This window comes from Ruegeria sp. HKCCD9138 (genome assembly GCF_057220975.1).
The window spans coordinates 67,162-82,308 of record NZ_JBWVAZ010000010.1 but is presented as its reverse complement, the minus strand read 5'-3'; the positions used below and the strand labels follow the sequence as shown (position 1 = coordinate 82,308).

General features: G+C 59.0%; 16 protein-coding genes. 8 read left to right on the top strand and 8 right to left on the bottom strand.

Annotation, left to right across the window (positions count from 1 at the left end):
• Nucleotides 1–40 precede the first annotated feature (40 nt).
• A complete protein-coding gene (locus AC2TEL_RS16445; RefSeq protein WP_480905410.1) occupies nucleotides 41–1,267 on the top strand; it encodes an FAD-dependent monooxygenase in 1,227 nt (408 codons plus the stop codon).
• On the opposite strand, the gene AC2TEL_RS16440 is transcribed toward AC2TEL_RS16445, so the two are convergent.
• From AC2TEL_RS16440 to AC2TEL_RS16425, 4 genes are all read right to left on the bottom strand, one after another.
• Nucleotides 1,264–1,449, bottom strand: coding sequence for a Trm112 family protein (locus AC2TEL_RS16440; RefSeq protein ID WP_480841254.1), 186 nt, complete (start codon nucleotides 1,447–1,449; stop codon nucleotides 1,264–1,266). The two genes, AC2TEL_RS16445 and AC2TEL_RS16440, sit on opposite strands and share 4 nt — an antisense overlap.
• The gene (locus tag AC2TEL_RS16435; RefSeq protein ID WP_480841256.1) at nucleotides 1,446–2,087 is read right to left on the bottom strand and encodes an LON peptidase substrate-binding domain-containing protein; all 642 of its coding nucleotides are present in this window, start codon (nucleotides 2,085–2,087) and stop codon (nucleotides 1,446–1,448) included. Before AC2TEL_RS16435 ends, AC2TEL_RS16440 begins: the two co-directional genes overlap by 4 nt.
• A 27-nt stretch (nucleotides 2,088–2,114) precedes the next feature.
• A complete protein-coding gene (gene trxA / locus AC2TEL_RS16430; protein ID WP_480841258.1) occupies nucleotides 2,115–3,032 on the bottom strand; it encodes a thioredoxin in 918 nt (305 codons plus the stop codon).
• An 87-nt stretch (nucleotides 3,033–3,119) separates the two neighbouring features.
• Nucleotides 3,120–3,908 (bottom strand): exodeoxyribonuclease III, encoded by a 789-nt coding sequence (locus tag AC2TEL_RS16425; RefSeq protein ID WP_480905408.1) that lies wholly within the window; start codon nucleotides 3,906–3,908, stop codon nucleotides 3,120–3,122.
• 84 nt (nucleotides 3,909–3,992) lie between these two features.
• On the opposite strand from AC2TEL_RS16425, the gene AC2TEL_RS16420 reads away from it, so the two are divergent.
• Nucleotides 3,993–4,688 carry a carboxymuconolactone decarboxylase family protein gene (locus AC2TEL_RS16420; RefSeq protein WP_480905405.1) on the top strand — a complete coding sequence of 232 codons (696 nt, stop codon included), beginning with the start codon at nucleotides 3,993–3,995 and terminating at the stop codon, nucleotides 4,686–4,688.
• Nucleotides 4,689–4,871: 183 nt separating this feature from the next.
• Here the strand turns inward: AC2TEL_RS16420 and AC2TEL_RS16415 are convergent, their stop codons facing one another.
• Entirely contained in the window at nucleotides 4,872–5,558 is a 687-nt protein-coding gene (locus AC2TEL_RS16415; protein WP_298389996.1) for a response regulator transcription factor, read from the bottom strand.
• Between the two features lie 160 nt (nucleotides 5,559–5,718).
• On the opposite strand from AC2TEL_RS16415, the gene ribA reads away from it, so the two are divergent.
• Nucleotides 5,719–6,813, top strand: a complete 1,095-nt coding sequence (gene ribA, locus AC2TEL_RS16410; protein ID WP_480862491.1) for a GTP cyclohydrolase II — start codon at nucleotides 5,719–5,721, stop codon at nucleotides 6,811–6,813.
• Nucleotides 6,810–7,310 carry a L,D-transpeptidase family protein gene (locus AC2TEL_RS16405; protein ID WP_480905403.1) on the top strand — a complete coding sequence of 167 codons (501 nt, stop codon included), beginning with the start codon at nucleotides 6,810–6,812 and terminating at the stop codon, nucleotides 7,308–7,310. Before ribA ends, AC2TEL_RS16405 begins: the two co-directional genes overlap by 4 nt.
• Here AC2TEL_RS16405 and AC2TEL_RS16400 read toward each other — a convergent pair.
• Nucleotides 7,294–7,953, bottom strand: coding sequence for a YggS family pyridoxal phosphate-dependent enzyme (locus AC2TEL_RS16400; RefSeq protein WP_480841268.1), 660 nt, complete (start codon nucleotides 7,951–7,953; stop codon nucleotides 7,294–7,296). The two genes, AC2TEL_RS16405 and AC2TEL_RS16400, sit on opposite strands and share 17 nt — an antisense overlap.
• 102 nt (nucleotides 7,954–8,055) lie before the next feature.
• Nucleotides 8,056–9,069: a porin gene (locus tag AC2TEL_RS16395; RefSeq protein ID WP_480841270.1), complete on the bottom strand. Its 1,014-nt coding sequence runs from the start codon at nucleotides 9,067–9,069 to the stop codon at nucleotides 8,056–8,058.
• A 281-nt stretch (nucleotides 9,070–9,350) separates the two neighbouring features.
• Between AC2TEL_RS16395 and AC2TEL_RS16390 the strand changes: the two genes are divergently transcribed.
• From AC2TEL_RS16390 to holA, 4 genes are all read left to right on the top strand, one after another.
• The gene (locus tag AC2TEL_RS16390) at nucleotides 9,351–9,836 is read left to right on the top strand and encodes a DUF3576 domain-containing protein (protein WP_480841272.1); all 486 of its coding nucleotides are present in this window, start codon (nucleotides 9,351–9,353) and stop codon (nucleotides 9,834–9,836) included.
• Between the two features lie 71 nt (nucleotides 9,837–9,907).
• The gene (gene leuS, locus AC2TEL_RS16385; RefSeq protein WP_480862497.1) at nucleotides 9,908–12,448 is read left to right on the top strand and encodes a leucine--tRNA ligase; all 2,541 of its coding nucleotides are present in this window, start codon (nucleotides 9,908–9,910) and stop codon (nucleotides 12,446–12,448) included.
• Entirely contained in the window at nucleotides 12,435–12,926 is a 492-nt protein-coding gene (gene lptE / locus AC2TEL_RS16380) for an LPS assembly lipoprotein LptE (RefSeq protein ID WP_480841276.1), read from the top strand. The genes leuS and lptE overlap by 14 nt, the downstream gene beginning before the upstream one ends.
• Entirely contained in the window at nucleotides 12,923–13,951 is a 1,029-nt protein-coding gene (holA, locus tag AC2TEL_RS16375) for a DNA polymerase III subunit delta (RefSeq protein WP_480862500.1), read from the top strand. Before lptE ends, holA begins: the two co-directional genes overlap by 4 nt.
• On the opposite strand, the gene AC2TEL_RS16370 is transcribed toward holA, so the two are convergent.
• Entirely contained in the window at nucleotides 13,948–15,135 is a 1,188-nt protein-coding gene (locus tag AC2TEL_RS16370) for a TIGR03862 family flavoprotein (protein ID WP_480862502.1), read from the bottom strand. The two genes, holA and AC2TEL_RS16370, sit on opposite strands and share 4 nt — an antisense overlap.
• Nucleotides 15,136–15,147 lie beyond the last annotated feature (12 nt).

Below are 15,147 nucleotides of genomic sequence, written 5' to 3'. Positions count from 1 at the left end.
GCACATGGACAATCCCGAAAGGGGGCGCATATTGCGGGTCATGACAAAGGCTTCCGATATCCTGATCGTTGGGGGCGGGCTGAACGGCCCTGCTCTGGCTCTGGCTTTGGCGCAGACCGGCCACACGGTCACTGTCATTGATGCGCTGGCAGAGAAAGTGCGCAAGAACGCCGCATTTGACGGGCGAGCCTATGCGCTGGCGCTGGCCTCGAAACGGCTTTTGGACGCGATTGGCATCTGGGATCGGTTTTCGGAACACGCCCAGCCGATGCTCGAGATCAAGGTGACGGACGGCCACGCCGGCGCCGGGCCATCGCCGTTTTTCATGCATTTCGACCATGCCGAGATCGAAGAGGGCCCGATGGGCTATATGGTCGAAGATCGCCACCTGCGTCGCGCGTTTCTTGTGGCCATGGCCGAGGAACCGAACATTACCCAACTCAGCGGACAAACAGTGGTATCGCAGGATATCGACGCGTCCGGTGCTGCTTTGACCCTGAATGACGGCGCGACGGTAACTGGCAGTGTGCTGGTAGGCTGCGACGGGCGCCACAGCGGCACTGCCCAACGCGCGGGGATCAAGCGGACCGGATGGGATTACGGTCAGACGGCGCTGGTCTGTGCCATCGAGCATGAATTGCCGCATGACGGAGTTGCGCACCAGTTTTTCATGCCACCCGGCCCGCTGGCGATCTTGCCATTGACGGGCAACCGCAGCTCGATCGTCTGGAGCGAACGGACCGAAACCGCCAATCGCATCAACGCTTTGCCCGAGTCCGAGTACCTGCAGGTTCTACGGCCCCGGTTCGGCGATTTTCTGGGTGATATCAGGCTTCTGGGCGACAGGTTCACTTATCCGCTGAACCTGACCATTGCCAATTCTTTCATTTCCGATCGCCTGGCCCTGGTCGGCGACGCTGCTCACGGGATGCACCCGATTGCCGGTCAAGGTCTGAATGCAGGACTGCGCGATGTGGGGGCACTTGCTGAGGTTCTGACACTGGCGGGACGCCGGGGCGAGGATATCGGCTCGACGCTCGTGCTGGAGCGCTATCAGGAATGGCGCAGGTTCGACACCGCCTCGCTTGCATTGGCGACGGATGTATTCAACAAGCTGTTTTCAAACGACAATCCCTTGCTACGCCTTGGGCGCGACATCGGTATGGGGATCGTCGGGTCACTTCCCGGCCTGCGTCGTGGCTTCGTACGCGAAGCCGCAGGCCTGACCGGGGATTTGCCAAAACTGCTGCAGGGCCGCGCAATTTAATCCAGTTCGCGGGCTTCATCCACCAGCATAACCGGAATGCCATTGCGGATCGGGAAGGCCAGGCCAGCCGCCCTGGACACCAGCTCCTGCCGCTCGGCATCGTAGTGCAAGGTCGTATGGGTCTGGGGACAGATCAGAGCCTCAAGCATGTGGCGGTCGAAGGCGTGGTCCTGTTCGCTCATTGCAGTTTTTCCTCGTTTGAGCCGCCGCGCATGGCAAACTCGATCAGTGTCACAAGTGTTTCACGCCTTGTGCTCAGGCACGGCGCCTCAAGCAGGGCCTGTTTGTCTTCAGGGTCAAAGTCCAAAAGCATCGACAAGGAATTAACCAGCAATTCGTCATCCGCATCTTTCATTGTGTCCCAGTCGGTCGACAACTGTCGGGACGAGAAGAATTTTTCCAGCAAGGTCAGAAAGTTGTTGCGGTTGAACCCTTCGTCGACCTCGGCCTTGCCCAAATCCCGGTCGAACCCGCCCCACGACACTGTGCACCGCCGGTATGGCGTGAAGCTGTCAACTTCCGCTTTCACCCGAAACCGCGAGATGCCCGTCAAAGTGATCAGATAGCGGCCATCTTCGGTTTCCGAAAACTGCGTCACACGACCGGCACACCCAATTTGATGCAGTTTGTCACCGTTGCTCTGGCACGGGTTGGGCTGGACCATGCCAATCAACCGTTCCTGCGTTTTCAACGCGTCATCCAGCATTTGCAGGTAACGCGGTTCGAAAATATGCAGGGGCAGACGTGCACGCGGCAGCAGCAATGCCCCCGGCAACGGGAAAACAGAGATCGTTTCCGGCAGGTCAGCAGGATGCATCATATACCCGAGTGTAGCCCTGATCGGAATTTAGGCAAATATCATCGAGCTGAGTTTGCGCCGGCCATTCAATACAATCGGGTCATTGGGTTTGAGCGCGTCAAAGATCGTGAACAACTGCGTTTTGGCCGCGCCGTCGTTCCACTCGCGATCCCGGCGGAACAGTTCCAGTAGCTGGGCCACAGCCTCCTCTACATTACCGTTCGCGTGCAGCGCCTGCGCCAGATCAAAGCGGGCCTGATGGTTGTCCGGATCGGCCTCAACCGCTGCGGTCAGATCACCGACCGGACCCGCATCTGCGGCCTGTTTCGCCAGTTCCAGCTGAGCATGCGCCGCTTCGAGTTCGGCCGAAGTCGAAATCTCCGCAGGGGCTCCGTTCAGGATCGCCTCGGCCTGATCCAGATCACCCGAAGCGATATGGGCGCGCACCAGCCCGCCGTAGGCCCCCGCGTGATTGGGTTCTTCGCCCAAAATGGCTGCAAAAGTCTGGGCGGCGTCCACCGCCGCGCCTTCGCTCAGCATCTCTTCGGCGGCCTGCACAGCGTCATCCAGTTGCCCGCCCGGGCTTTCACCGCCCGCCGCCTCGATAACGCGATCGACGAACGCCTTGATCTCGGATCCAGGAACTGCGCCCTGGAACCCGTCAACGGGCTGACCCTTATGGAAGGCATAGACCGTTGGGATTGACTGAACGCGCATTTGCGCGGCGATCATCTGAGCCTCGTCCACATTGATCTTGACCATTTTGACCGCACCCTTAGCGGCGGTCACGGCCTCTTCCAGCAGCGGGCCCAGTGTCTTGCAGGGGCCGCACCACGGCGCCCAGAAGTCGACAATCACCGGGGTGTCCTGCGAGGCCTCAACCACGTCGGCCATAAAGGTGGCCTCGGTTCCGTCCTTGATCAGATCGGTGGCTGGGGCGTTGTCCGCGCCGTTCAGAAGATCCATGGCATTCACTCTCAGGTTCGTTTTCGCGCCTTATATGCAACCGCCCGGCGCAGAAACCAAGGGCAGAATCGCGGGTTTATTGCCCGATCACAGATCAAAGGTCGCAAAAACCGGCGCGTGATCGCTGGGTTTCTCCCACCCGCGCGCCGCGCGCAAGATGCGGCTGGAATGCCCTGCATTCGAAATATCCGGCGTGGCCCAGATATGATCCAGCCGCCGCCCCTTGTCCGCAGCATCCCAATCGCGGGCGCGATAGGACCACCAGCTATAGAGTTGCCCTTCGGGAATATCCTTTCGCGTAATATCTACCCAACCGCCCGCATCCTGCGTTTCGGCCAGATGCTCGACCTCAATAGGCGTGTGAGACACAACCTTGAGCAACTGCTTGTGAGACCACACGTCATCTTCACGCGGCGCGATGTTCAGATCGCCGACGAGAATGGAGTTGTCCGGCCTTTCCGCATGAAACCAGTCACGCATGTCGGTGAGGTAGTCGAGTTTCTGACCAAACTTCTCATTCACTTCACGATCAGGCACATCGCCGCCGGCCGGGACATAGAAATTGTGGATCACCACGCCGTTCTCCAACCGCCCGGCGATGTGGCGGGCATGGCCGAGCCCGGCAAAATCCTTGTCTCCCACTTCCTCCAGCGGAAGTCGCGACAGGATGGCAACGCCGTTATACCCTTTCTGCCCGCGTGCGATCATGTGCGTGTAACCAAGTGCGACGAACCCTTCGGTCGGTATCTTTTCGACCGGTGACTTGCACTCTTGCAGGCACAACACATCCGGAGCCTCTTCCTGCAGCAATTTCAGCACGATAGGCTCGCGCAGGCGGACCGAATTGATGTTCCAGGTAGCAAGGGTAAAGGGCATATGGGATTCCTCTGTCGCGATTGGCCAGAGGTTAGCGTGACACCGCACTGGGTGCCATGAGAAAAGACTGCCTAAGGGCTTGATTTGCTGAATGTCGAATGCGCGGACGATGCGGATTATTACCTTTTGGTTCATCAAGTGCGGAATGTGGTAAAGCAAAGAAGGCTGCTTGCAGGCCTGACAAATTGCCTTGCCTATGGAGAACTTCTAGTGAAACGCTTGTTTCCTTCCCTTCCGGAAAACTCTTCGCTTGGAGATGTCATTCAGGCCTTTCCTGAAAAGCTCGCTCCCTGGTGCGAGTATGAAAGCCTAGTAATGCGCGGCGAGAGCGAACTCTCGATTGCAGAGCGCGAACTGATTGCGGCTTACGTTTCCGGTTTGAATTCTTGCTCCTATTGTCACGACGCACATACCGTTTTCGCTAAAGCATATGGGATCGACGTCGAGACAATTGAGGCGCTGATGGACGACCGCGACTCGGCACCTGTCGACCCAAAACTCAAACCCATCCTTGCCTATGTTGAGACGTTGACCCTCAGCCCGTCTCGGATGACCGAAAGGGACGCCGAAGCAGTTTATAGTGCGGGATGGTCTGAGCAGGCGCTTTTCGATGCAATTCAGGTCTGTGGTGTTTTCAATCTCGTGAACCGCTTCATCGAAGGCACAGGTGTTGCGGCAACGGGAAACGATCCAAGGGATGCAAGCGAAGAGACTCTGTCGCGATGTCGCAGCGAGACTATCTATACCGATTTCGGGCGTAAAAACGGCTTGGAAGTCTAGCTTCATAGTATCTGCTTCGGACCCTTAGCCACCACCCAGGTCCCACCAACCCAAAAAAAGCCGGGCCATTCGGCCCGGCAGTCCAACAGGGAGGTACATGTCATGACCCGGACATGCACGGGTTGGGAGTAATCTAAATATGCCTACAGGGTATCACTTTGATCCAAGTCAATCCACCGCCCGTCAAGATACAAGGCGATATCCGCCGGATTCTGTGACCAAAAGGCGAGCATTCGACGGATCCGGCTCGATTTTCTGACGCAGGCGGTAGATATGTGTTTCCAGTGTGTGGGTTGTAACCCCTGCGTTATATCCCCAAACCTCGTGCAGCAGGACATCGCGGGCCACAACGCCGTCGGTTGAACGGTACAGGAACTTGAGGATGTTCGTCTCTTTCTCGGTCAGGCGAATCTTACGGTCATCCTCGGTCATCAGCATCTTCATGGCCGGCTTGAAAGTGTAGGGGCCAAGAACAAAGACCGCATCCTCCGATTGTTCGTGTTGGCGCAGCTGGGCGCGGATGCGGGCGAGAAGAACCGGGAATTTGAATGGCTTGGTGACATAGTCATTTGCACCGGCGTCGAGGCCCAGAATCGTGTCTGCGTCACTGTCATGACCGGTCAGCATCAGTACCGGGCTTTTGACCCCCTGTTTTCGCATCAGACGGCACAGCTCACGACCGTCTGTATCCGGCAGGCCAACATCCAGGATCACCAGATCATAGATCGCCTCGCGCGCCCGCTCCATCGCGGATTGACCATCCGAGGCTTCGAACACATCGAAATCTTCGGTCATTACAAGTTGCTCGCTGAGCGCCTCGCGCAGGTCTTCGTCGTCATCCACCAGCAGGATTTTCTTGAGCTGAGCCATATACGGTCCTCCTAACCCTTTTCCATCACTTGCGCGCGAAAGATGCAATCGGCAAGATTTGCTGCAACCGTCTCACGCCCTCGTGTCCGACACGCAGGAAATGTTTCACATTGCCTGTTGATCGGGATAGGAGGGGGCTGAACGTTATAGGGTAACACGCATGAGTCTCATTCCCGATATCAAGGAGTTGCTGGCGCGCGCGCGCGCCGATCTGCGCATGGGTCTGCCGGTCGTATTGACGGATGACACGGATACCAGCGTATTGGCCCTGGCATCCGAGACGTTGAGCCCGCAGCGTCTGGCGGACCTGCGCGGTTTAGGCGGCGAGCCGGTCGTCGCCATCACCATGCGCCGAGCGGAAACGCTCAAGGCGCGGGCTTATGACGGGGATCTGGCGCGGGTACTGATTCCGGCTGACGCGGATCACAGTTGGGTCCAGGCGGTTGCAGACCCGTCTGACGACCTGAATGCACCGATGAAAGGTCCGTTGATGTCCGAACGCCAGGGCAATGCCAACCTGCATCGCATCGCGATCGCTCTGACCAAATCCGCACGCCTTTTGCCCGCCGCCGTTGTTGTGCCCATCACCGATGGCCGCAGCTTCGCGGCAACACATGGCCTGACCTGCATTGATCACACCCGAGCCACGCCCCATTTGGCGGATCGAAGCGCCCTGCACGAAGTTGTCGCCGCACGTCTGCCAATGGAGGTGTCCGAGGCCGGGCGCCTTCATGTCTTCCGTCCTGAAGATGGCGGTGAAGAACACTACGCTATCGAAATCGGTCGTCCGGACCGGGACAAACCGGTTTTGGCGCGTCTGCATTCGGCCTGCTTTACCGGCGACCTGATGGGCAGCCTGAAATGCGATTGCGGCCCGCAGCTGCGGGGTGCGTTGGCCCAGATGGGCGCCGAAGGGGCTGGCGTTCTGCTCTACCTGAATCAAGAGGGGCGTGGGATCGGTCTGGCCAACAAGATGCGAGCCTATTTTTTGCAGGATCAAGGGTTTGACACAGTTGAAGCCAACCACCGGCTGGGGTTCGAAGATGACGAACGCGACTTTCGACTGGGCTCGGACATTTTGAAATCCCTCGGGTTTGGCTCGGTTCGCCTGTTGACAAACAACCCTGCAAAAATCGCGATGATGGAACGCACAGGGATCGCCGTCACCGAGCGTGTTCCGCTCAAGGTCGGAGAGACTTCGCACAACCGGGGATATCTGGCGACCAAGGCGGCAAAATCGGGCCATTTGCTTTGACGCCGGGCGACCTGGTTCTGACGCCAATAGGGGTGCGCTTTCTCGGGCAGGTTTTTCCGTGCGCAATCGGCAAGGGCGGTTTGAGCAACAGCAAGCATGAAGGCGACGGGGCCACACCGACCGGAGTGCATCGGATCGTCGGGATGCTCTATCGACCGGACCGGATGTCAGCTCCGGCCGCTTGGGCGCGCCCGATTGGGCCAAATGACTTGTGGTCTGACGACCAGGCCGAACCGGAGTATAATCAACTCGTCTCCGCGCCGTATGTTGGCAGCCATGAAAAACTGCGGCGCCCGGACCCATTGTATGACCTGGTTCTGATCACCGACTGGAACTGGCCCAACGCGGTTCCCGGTCGAGGGTCAGCAATATTCCTGCACCAGTGGCGACGCCCACGTTATCCCACTGAAGGATGCCTAGCTTTTCGCCGTGATCACCTACATTGGATTGCGAGACAGGCTGTCCCGGGCACGCGCGTGATCATCCCTGAAGTTTGACACGCTCTCCGAATATCGCAGAACCGACGCGCACGTGGGTCGCGCCGAGCGCAATGGCAGATTCGAAATCGCTGCTCATACCCATCGAAAGCCCTTGAAGCCCGTTGCGTTCGGCGATCCTGGCCAATAGCGCGAAATGCAGTGTCGGCTCCTCATCGATCGGCGGGATACACATCAGGCCACGAACCGGCAAATCCATGCTATTGCACTCGGCGATAAATGCGTCTGCGTCCGAGGGCAGAACCCCGGCCTTCTGTTCCTCCTCGCCTGTATTGACCTGAATGAACAAATCCGGGCAGGCGCCGATTTCCTGCGCCAGTCGGGCAACGGTCTTGGCAAGTTTCGGGCGGTCTAGCGAATGGATCGCGTTGCACAACTCCATCGCCTGCCGGGTTTTGTTGGTTTGCAGCGGGCCGATCAAGTGCAGGTCAATATCTGCGAATTTCTCTTTAAAAGCCGGCCATTTGCCCGCAGCCTCCTGCACGCGGTTTTCCCCAAAGCAACGATGTCCCTGCTCCAGTACGGCTTCGACACGATCGTTCGGCTGCACTTTGGACACGGCGATCAATTTGACCGAATTGGCCGCGCGACCAGCTTTGGCTTCGGCTTTGGCTATTCGGTTGGTGATATCTTGCAGCGACATTGGGCCTCTCACTTTGCAGTTGCCGCAGAAAAACACCAAGTCGGCGCAAAAGAAAAGGGCAGGTCCGAAGACCTGCCCTTGAACCTTGTGGTTCAGATCAACTTAGAAGTTGAACTGAGCACCGAAGTCCGCGCGCAGCGTGCTGCCGGTGGTGGACTGGCCACGCTCGGATTGACCGATACCACCACGCAGCGATACACCGCCACCCAGGTCATAGATAGCGCCGATACCGTACTGCTGGTTATCGTTGGAAGCGTTACCGTCACCGTAGGCGAAGGTCAGCGTGGTTGCCGAACCAAGATTGTAGGCCAGCGACAGACCGTATGCGGTGCCGTTCAGGTTTGCAGCGGTCACGTCATCGTCAGCAACGAACAGAGTACCGCTGAAGTCACCGAAGTCTGCACCCAGGGTCAGAACGGTCAGGCTCTGCTTGGACACGTTGCCGATTCCGCCTGTTTGACCATAGGCCAGGGCAGCGGTGATGTTGTTGAAGGTGTAGGTCGCGCTGATGTCCCAGCGGTCAGTGTCCGAAGGCGCACCATTGATTGCAATGGTTGCCTGGTCATACGACGCACCGAAGGCGAAGTCGCCAACAGCGTACTGGAAGAACACAGCGTTCGAACCCGAACCGGTCGACGAATAGGCCAGGAAGTTGTAGTCAACGCCCGAGTACTGACCGATGAAGTTTTCCAGGCCCGGCTCGTTACCGTAGTAGTTTGCCAGGTTGTCGAACGAACCCGCAACGTTGCCCGCGTCAACACGCAGACCACCGAAGATGACCGAGAAACGCGCGCCGTTCAGACCAGCTGCGTTTGCTTCGCCAGTGTTGGCGTTTTCGTCAGCTTGCAGACGAACGCGGCCTTCAAAGCGAACGCCACCGTCAGTTTCTGCGATGCCGTCGATGTTCAGACGGAAACGAGAAACCAGGATGGTTTCGTCGGTTGCGACATTGGCGGTACCGGCAGCTGCACCGTTGGAGGTGAAGTTGTTAACGGAACCCATGCGGTCTTCCAGGTATCCCAGACCAAAACGGCCGTAGCCGCTGAACTTAACTTCGGCCGCTGCAACGCTTGCGGTTGCAATCAGAGCGGTCGATGCGAAGAGAACTTTTTTCATCTTGTTTCCCTCGGTTTCAAAGATTTTCTACTCGACACATGCCGGGCACGTGTCTCAGCACGGTCACCGTGTCGCTCTTTTTGCCCCCTTTACGCAAGCTTGGCATAAACCCTTCGCCGTCATTCGGGCCGGATTGGTGCAAGGATGCCACAGTCGGATTTCGCCCGTTTCCTGCCGTCCGCTCACGCGCTTATGTGAAGAATGGGCTTGTTGCAGCACGGGTCCTTGTCTAGGAGTATCACTCGAACGACACACAACAAGTGATACAGGACCTGCAAAAGATGCGCCTGCTGAGGATTCTGGGTTTAACCATTGTGACGGCCGCCGTCTCGGCCTGCGGACAGAATCGGCCTCCGGGCGATGCCAGTGTTTTGACGGTTGATGGCAGTTCGTCGGAGGAACGAGAGCTTAATGATCCGAATCGCGCCACAATCTGGGATGTGTTCGGGCCGGACAATTCCGAGCAAGTGACTCAGGTAAACCGCTATCTGTGGGCGGCTTCGCTGGATGTGCTGAATTTCCTGCCCGTGCAGGAGGTCGACCCGTTTACCGGTGTAATCGTAACCGGTTACGGCAAACCGCCGGGCGGCGGACGCTCCTACCGGGCGACGGTTCACATCAGCGATCCTGCCCTTGCAGCGCGATCTCTGTCGGTTGCCTTGCAGACCAGCGGCGGCGCGCCGGTCAGTGCGGCGACCACCCGTGCGGTTGAAGACGCGATCCTTTCGCGGGCGCGGCAGCTACGCATTGCGGACAACAAGCTCTAGCAACCCGCATCAAATCACAATATTACCACGCCGGGTTCATGCCCGGCGTTTTCATTACCAAGGACTGCACAATGTCACGCTATTCGGCCACCGAAATCGAAGCAAAATGGCAACAAGCCTGGGACAAGGCCGGAATTTTCACCGCCGACCACAAGGCGGACAAGCCGAAATACTATGTGCTTGAGATGTTCCCTTACCCGTCGGGCCGCATTCATATGGGGCATGTGCGCAACTATACGATGGGCGACGTGATCGCGCGGCACAAACTGGCCACTGGGCACAACGTACTGCACCCGATGGGCTGGGACGCATTCGGGATGCCTGCCGAAAACGCAGCGATGGCCATTGGCGGTCACCCCAAGGACTGGACTTACGGCAATATCGCCGACATGCGCGGGCAGATGAAGCCGCTGGGCCTGTCGATCGACTGGTCCCGCGAATTCGCCACCTGTGACCCGGAATATTACGGCCAGCAGCAGGCGCTGTTTCTGGATATGCTCGACGCCGGGTTGGTCTACCGCAAGAATGCCGTGGTGAACTGGGACCCGGTCGACATGACCGTTCTGGCCAACGAACAGGTGGAAAACGGCCGCGGCTGGCGCTCGGGTGCGCTGGTGGAACGCCGCGAGCTGACGCAGTGGTTCTTCAAAATCTCGGACTATTCCGAAGAACTGCTTGAGGCACTGGACACGCTGGACAACTGGCCTGCCAAGGTGCGCCTGATGCAGGAAAACTGGATAGGCAAGTCGCGCGGCCTGCAATTTGCGTTTGAGCGCACCGATGGCGGAGATCCGATCACCGTCTACACGACTCGTCCTGACACGCTTTTGGGCGCGTCGTTCGTTGGTATCTCGCCCGACCATCCGATTGCCAGACAGCTTGAGGCCGAATCCCCGGAAGTTGCCGAGTTTGTCGCGGAATGCCGGAAAGGCGGCACCACGGAAGAGGCCATCGAGACGGCCGAAAAGTTGGGCTACGATACTGGTATCCGCGTCAAGCACCCGCTGGATCCGAATTGGGAACTGCCTGTCTGGATCGCCAACTTCATCCTGATGGATTACGGCACCGGCGCGATCTTTGCCTGCCCGGCCCATGACCAGCGTGACCTCGATTTCTGCCGCAAGTACGGCCTGCCCGTGGTCGACACGTTCTTTGCGCTGGATGACGACACTCCGGTCGATAAAATCGCCTTTGTCCCTCCGAAGTCAGACAAAGTCCGCTGGGTCAACCACTTCGCTGGCCTTACGGAGGCTACTGGCGAACAGGCCATCGACGCCACCATCGAATTTGCGGAAAAAGCGGGCTGGGGCGAAGGTGTCACCAAATACCGCCTGCGCGATTGGGGTCTGTCCCGTCAGCGTTACTGGGGTTGCCCGATCCCTGTGGTACATTGCGGATCTTGTGGCGTAGTACCTGAAAAGAAAGAGAACCTGCCGATCCGCCTGCCCGACGATGTCACCTTTGACAAACCGGGCAACCCGCTGGATCGTCATCCGACCTGGCGCGATTGTGCCTGCCCGTCCTGCGGAGCGCCCGCCAAGCGCGAAACCGACACGATGGACACGTTCGTCGATTCGTCCTGGTATTTCGCCCGTTTCACTGCCCCGCACGCCGAAACGCCCACTGATCTGGCCGAGGCCGAATACTGGATGAATGTCGACCAGTATATTGGCGGTATCGAACACGCGATTCTGCACCTGCTTTATTCGCGTTTCTTTGCACGCGCGATGCAGATCACAGGCCACCTGCCGGAGAAAGCGATCGAGCCCTTCGACGCGTTGTTCACGCAAGGCATGGTGACGCATGAAATTTACCAGACCCGCGACGAAAAAGGTCGTCCAGTCTATCACCTGCCGGAAGATGTCGAAGACGGTAAACTCAAAGCTACCGGTGAAGAGGTCGAGATTATCCCTTCGGCCAAGATGTCCAAATCCAAGAAGAACGTCGTCGACCCGGTCAACATCATCTCGGCCTTCGGCGCGGACACCGCACGCTGGTTCGTGCTGTCCGATTCTCCACCAGAACGCGACGTGGAATGGACAGCCGCAGGTGCAGAAGCGGCATACAAACACCTGAACCGGGTGTGGAACCTCTGCGACAAGATCGGGTCCATGGACCCGGACGCGAAAGGCGAAGGGGATGAAGAACTGCTGCGCGAGATGCACAAAACCATCCGCGACGTGACGCTCGGGGTTGAAAGCTTTGGCTTCAACGCAGCCATTGCGAAACTCTATGCATTCACCAACACACTGGCGAAATCCAAAGCAGGTGCCGCAGCCCAGAAGCAGGCAATCAAGACGCTGGCGCAACTGATGTCGCCCATGACGCCGCATCTGGCCGAGGATATCTGGGCGCATCAGGGCGGCGAAGGTCTGGTGGCCGTTGCGCCATGGCCGGTTGCAGATGAGACGATGTTGATCGACGACACCGTCATCCTGCCGATCCAGATCAACGGCAAGCGCCGCGCGGAAATCAGCGTGGCCAAGGATCTGGATAAGGTCGAGGTTGAAAGAATCGCGCTCAGCACCGAAGCTGTGCAAAGGGCTCTGGATGGAGCAGTGCCGAAGAAAGTAATCGTCGTCCCGGGCCGGATCGTGAATGTCGTCGTTTGATCGCAGAACCTTTTTGCTTATGCCGCTGGCGCTGACCGCCTGCGGCTTTGAGCCGGTCTACGCGCCCGGTGGTTCGGGTTCAGAACTCTTCGGCAAGGTTGCCGTGTCCGAGCCAAACACCACCGAAAGCTTCCTGCTGGTGCAGAATCTGGAGCAACGGCTGGGCCGGAACGCCGAATCCAGCAGTGATTATGGCCTGAACGTGAACGTCTCGACAGTCACACGCGCAGCCGCAATCACCACGACAAACGAGACCAATCGCTACACAATTGACGGACGCGCCACCTATAGCCTTTTGTCGCACGACACCGGACAGGTGGTTGCCTCGGGCACGGTAAATGATTTTGTCGCATACTCGGCGGCAGGTTCGACGGTTTCGACACTTGCTGACGAGCGCGACGCCAAAGAACGTCTGATGGTGATCCTGTCGGATCAGATCGTGACCCGCCTTTATGCCGCCCCGGGCCTGTCCTCATGAAGCTAAGCCCGCGCGAGGCCGAGGGGTATTTCACCAGACCGGACGCGGACAAAACCGGGCTGCTGATTTATGGCGCCGATGCCATGCGGGTCGCGCTAAAACGGCAGCAGGTTCTGACGGCCCTTCTCGGCCCGGGCGCCGAAGAAGAAATGCGCCTGACACGATTGTCCGGTGGCGACTTGCGAGGTGATCCCGCCCTGCTTTTGGACGCGGTCAAGGCGGTCGGCTTTTTTCCCGGCCCCCGTGCGGTTTTTGTTGAGGAGACCACTGATGTCGCCGCCCCGGCGATTCTTGCCGCGCTTGAGGACTGGGTTCCCGGGGATGCGCAGATCATCGTCACGGCAGGCCAACTCAAACCCAGCTCAAAGATTCGCAAAGCTTTCGAAAGCCACCCAAACGCCTATGCTGTCGGCATCTACGACGATCCGCCTTCGCGTGCCGAGATCGAGCGGGTTGTCACACAGGCCGGGTTGCAGAATATCCCACGCGATTCCATGTCGGCCCTGAGCGAGCTGGCCGTCGCGCTCAGCCCCGGAGATTTCGCGCAGACCGTTGAAAAGCTGTCACTTTACAAGCGTGGCGACTCGTCCGAGCTGACCATAGAAGACGTTGAAACCTGCGCGCCGCGTTCGACCGAGGCCGCACTGGATGATGTTCTGAACGTAGTTGCCGAGGGCCGCGCGGGCGAAATCGGACCGTTGATCCGGCGTTTGCAGGCGCAAGGTACAAACGGCGTGACGCTGTGCATCGGCGCAACGCGCCATTTTCGGACACTCTATGCCTGTGCGTCTGATCCCGGCGGCGCAGCGCAGGGTATCGGCAAGCTGCGCCCACCGGTCTATGGCAAGCGCCGTGACAGGATCCTGCGGCAAGCCCAGGGCTGGGGTGCGCCAAAACTACAGACCGCCCTGACGGTTCTGACAGATACCGATTTGTCGTTGCGGTCGGCCGGGCAAACAGCTCCGGCCATGGCGCTGGTCGAACGAGCCATGATCCGCTTGGCGATGCTGGCCCGCAGCGGTTAAGCCGTTCTTTTTTGGCCCAACCAATCCACCGCAGCGCGCCCTGCCCAGCGACCGGTCGCCAGACAGCCGGTCAGCAGATACCCCCCGGTCGGCGCTTCCCAATCCAGCATTTCTCCGGCGCAGAACACGCCCGGTTGCGCTTTCAGCATCAACCCCTTGTTCAATGCGCTGCGGGCCACGCCACCTGCTGTCGAAATCGCTTCGTCCATGGGCCTTAGACCCGCATGCTTGATGGGTAGGCTCTTGAGCAACTCATATGGCGGGCCAGGAGACGGCGCGCCTTTGGCCATCTCATGAAAAAACGCGATTTTCTGGGGCGACAGCCGCATTCCGGTTTTCAACCAGTTCGTCAGCGATGCTTTCGGCTTTTTGGCCTCAAAGCGGGCCTGCAAGATCTCTGGTGTCAGGTCGGGCACCAGATCGGCAAACAGCAACGCACCTTCCCGTAATGCAGGGGTCAGCGGGTACAGCCCTCCGCCTTCCAGACCCGCAGCCGAGATCACCGCTTCTCCGCGGCTCTCCAACTCTCCGGCAGTCCAGCGCACGGATTTGAGTGCCGCGCCGAAATGCGGTTGCATGTGGTGGCTCCAATCTACCGCCAAGGCTGAGTTCGCCGGCGCGAAAGGCGTAAGGGAAACGCCCTTGTCTTCCAAAATCCCGGCCCAGGCTCCGTCCGAGCCCAAACGCGCCCAACTGGCGCCTCCCAAAGCCAAAACCGTTGCGTCGGCCACCAAGCGCCGAACGCCGTCGGGTGTGTCGAAGGCCAACTTGGGTCCGTCCCAACCGGTCCACCTCCATCGCGTTCTGATCTGCACACCCTGCCGATCAAGACGGGCCAACCAGGCCCTGAGCAACGGTGAGGACTTCATCACCTTGGGAAAGACCCGCCCGGTTGATCCGGTAAACAACTCCTGCCCCAGATCCCGCGCCCAGCATTGAATGGCCTGTGCATCCAGGCCGGCAATCATCGGGCGCAACCAGTCAGAAGCCTCTCCGTACGCGCCCATCAAAAGGTCCAGGCGTTCTTCCTTGGTCAGGTTCAACCCTGACTTGCCTGCCATCAGGAACTTGCGCGCGACCGATGGTTTTGCCTCGGCCAGCAGAACGTCATGGCCGGAGATGGCCAGTTGCTCTGCCGCCATCAAACCGGCGGGTCCTGCCCCGATTACCACTGCCTGCGCCATTGCTGCCCTCTT

Excerpts from the sequence above, each read along its gene's own strand:
- AC2TEL_RS16445 (WP_480905410.1), top strand. The coding sequence starts at position 41 with ATGACAAAGGCTTCCGATATCCTGATCGTTGGGGGCGGGCTGAACGGC.
- AC2TEL_RS16440 (WP_480841254.1), bottom strand. The coding sequence starts at position 1,449 with ATGAGCGAACAGGACCACGCCTTCGACCGCCACATGCTTGAGGCTCTG.
- AC2TEL_RS16435 (WP_480841256.1), bottom strand. The coding sequence starts at position 2,087 with ATGATGCATCCTGCTGACCTGCCGGAAACGATCTCTGTTTTCCCGTTG.
- trxA (WP_480841258.1), bottom strand. The coding sequence starts at position 3,032 with ATGGATCTTCTGAACGGCGCGGACAACGCCCCAGCCACCGATCTGATC.
- AC2TEL_RS16425 (WP_480905408.1), bottom strand. The coding sequence starts at position 3,908 with ATGCCCTTTACCCTTGCTACCTGGAACATCAATTCGGTCCGCCTGCGC.
- AC2TEL_RS16415 (WP_298389996.1), bottom strand. The coding sequence starts at position 5,558 with ATGGCTCAGCTCAAGAAAATCCTGCTGGTGGATGACGACGAAGACCTG.
- ribA (WP_480862491.1), top strand. The coding sequence starts at position 5,719 with ATGAGTCTCATTCCCGATATCAAGGAGTTGCTGGCGCGCGCGCGCGCC.
- AC2TEL_RS16400 (WP_480841268.1), bottom strand. The coding sequence starts at position 7,953 with ATGTCGCTGCAAGATATCACCAACCGAATAGCCAAAGCCGAAGCCAAA.
- AC2TEL_RS16395 (WP_480841270.1), bottom strand. The coding sequence starts at position 9,069 with ATGAAAAAAGTTCTCTTCGCATCGACCGCTCTGATTGCAACCGCAAGC.
- AC2TEL_RS16390 (WP_480841272.1), top strand. The coding sequence starts at position 9,351 with ATGCGCCTGCTGAGGATTCTGGGTTTAACCATTGTGACGGCCGCCGTC.
- leuS (WP_480862497.1), top strand. The coding sequence starts at position 9,908 with ATGTCACGCTATTCGGCCACCGAAATCGAAGCAAAATGGCAACAAGCC.
- lptE (WP_480841276.1), top strand. The coding sequence starts at position 12,435 with ATGTCGTCGTTTGATCGCAGAACCTTTTTGCTTATGCCGCTGGCGCTG.
- holA (WP_480862500.1), top strand. The coding sequence starts at position 12,923 with ATGAAGCTAAGCCCGCGCGAGGCCGAGGGGTATTTCACCAGACCGGAC.
- AC2TEL_RS16370 (WP_480862502.1), bottom strand. The coding sequence starts at position 15,135 with ATGGCGCAGGCAGTGGTAATCGGGGCAGGACCCGCCGGTTTGATGGCG.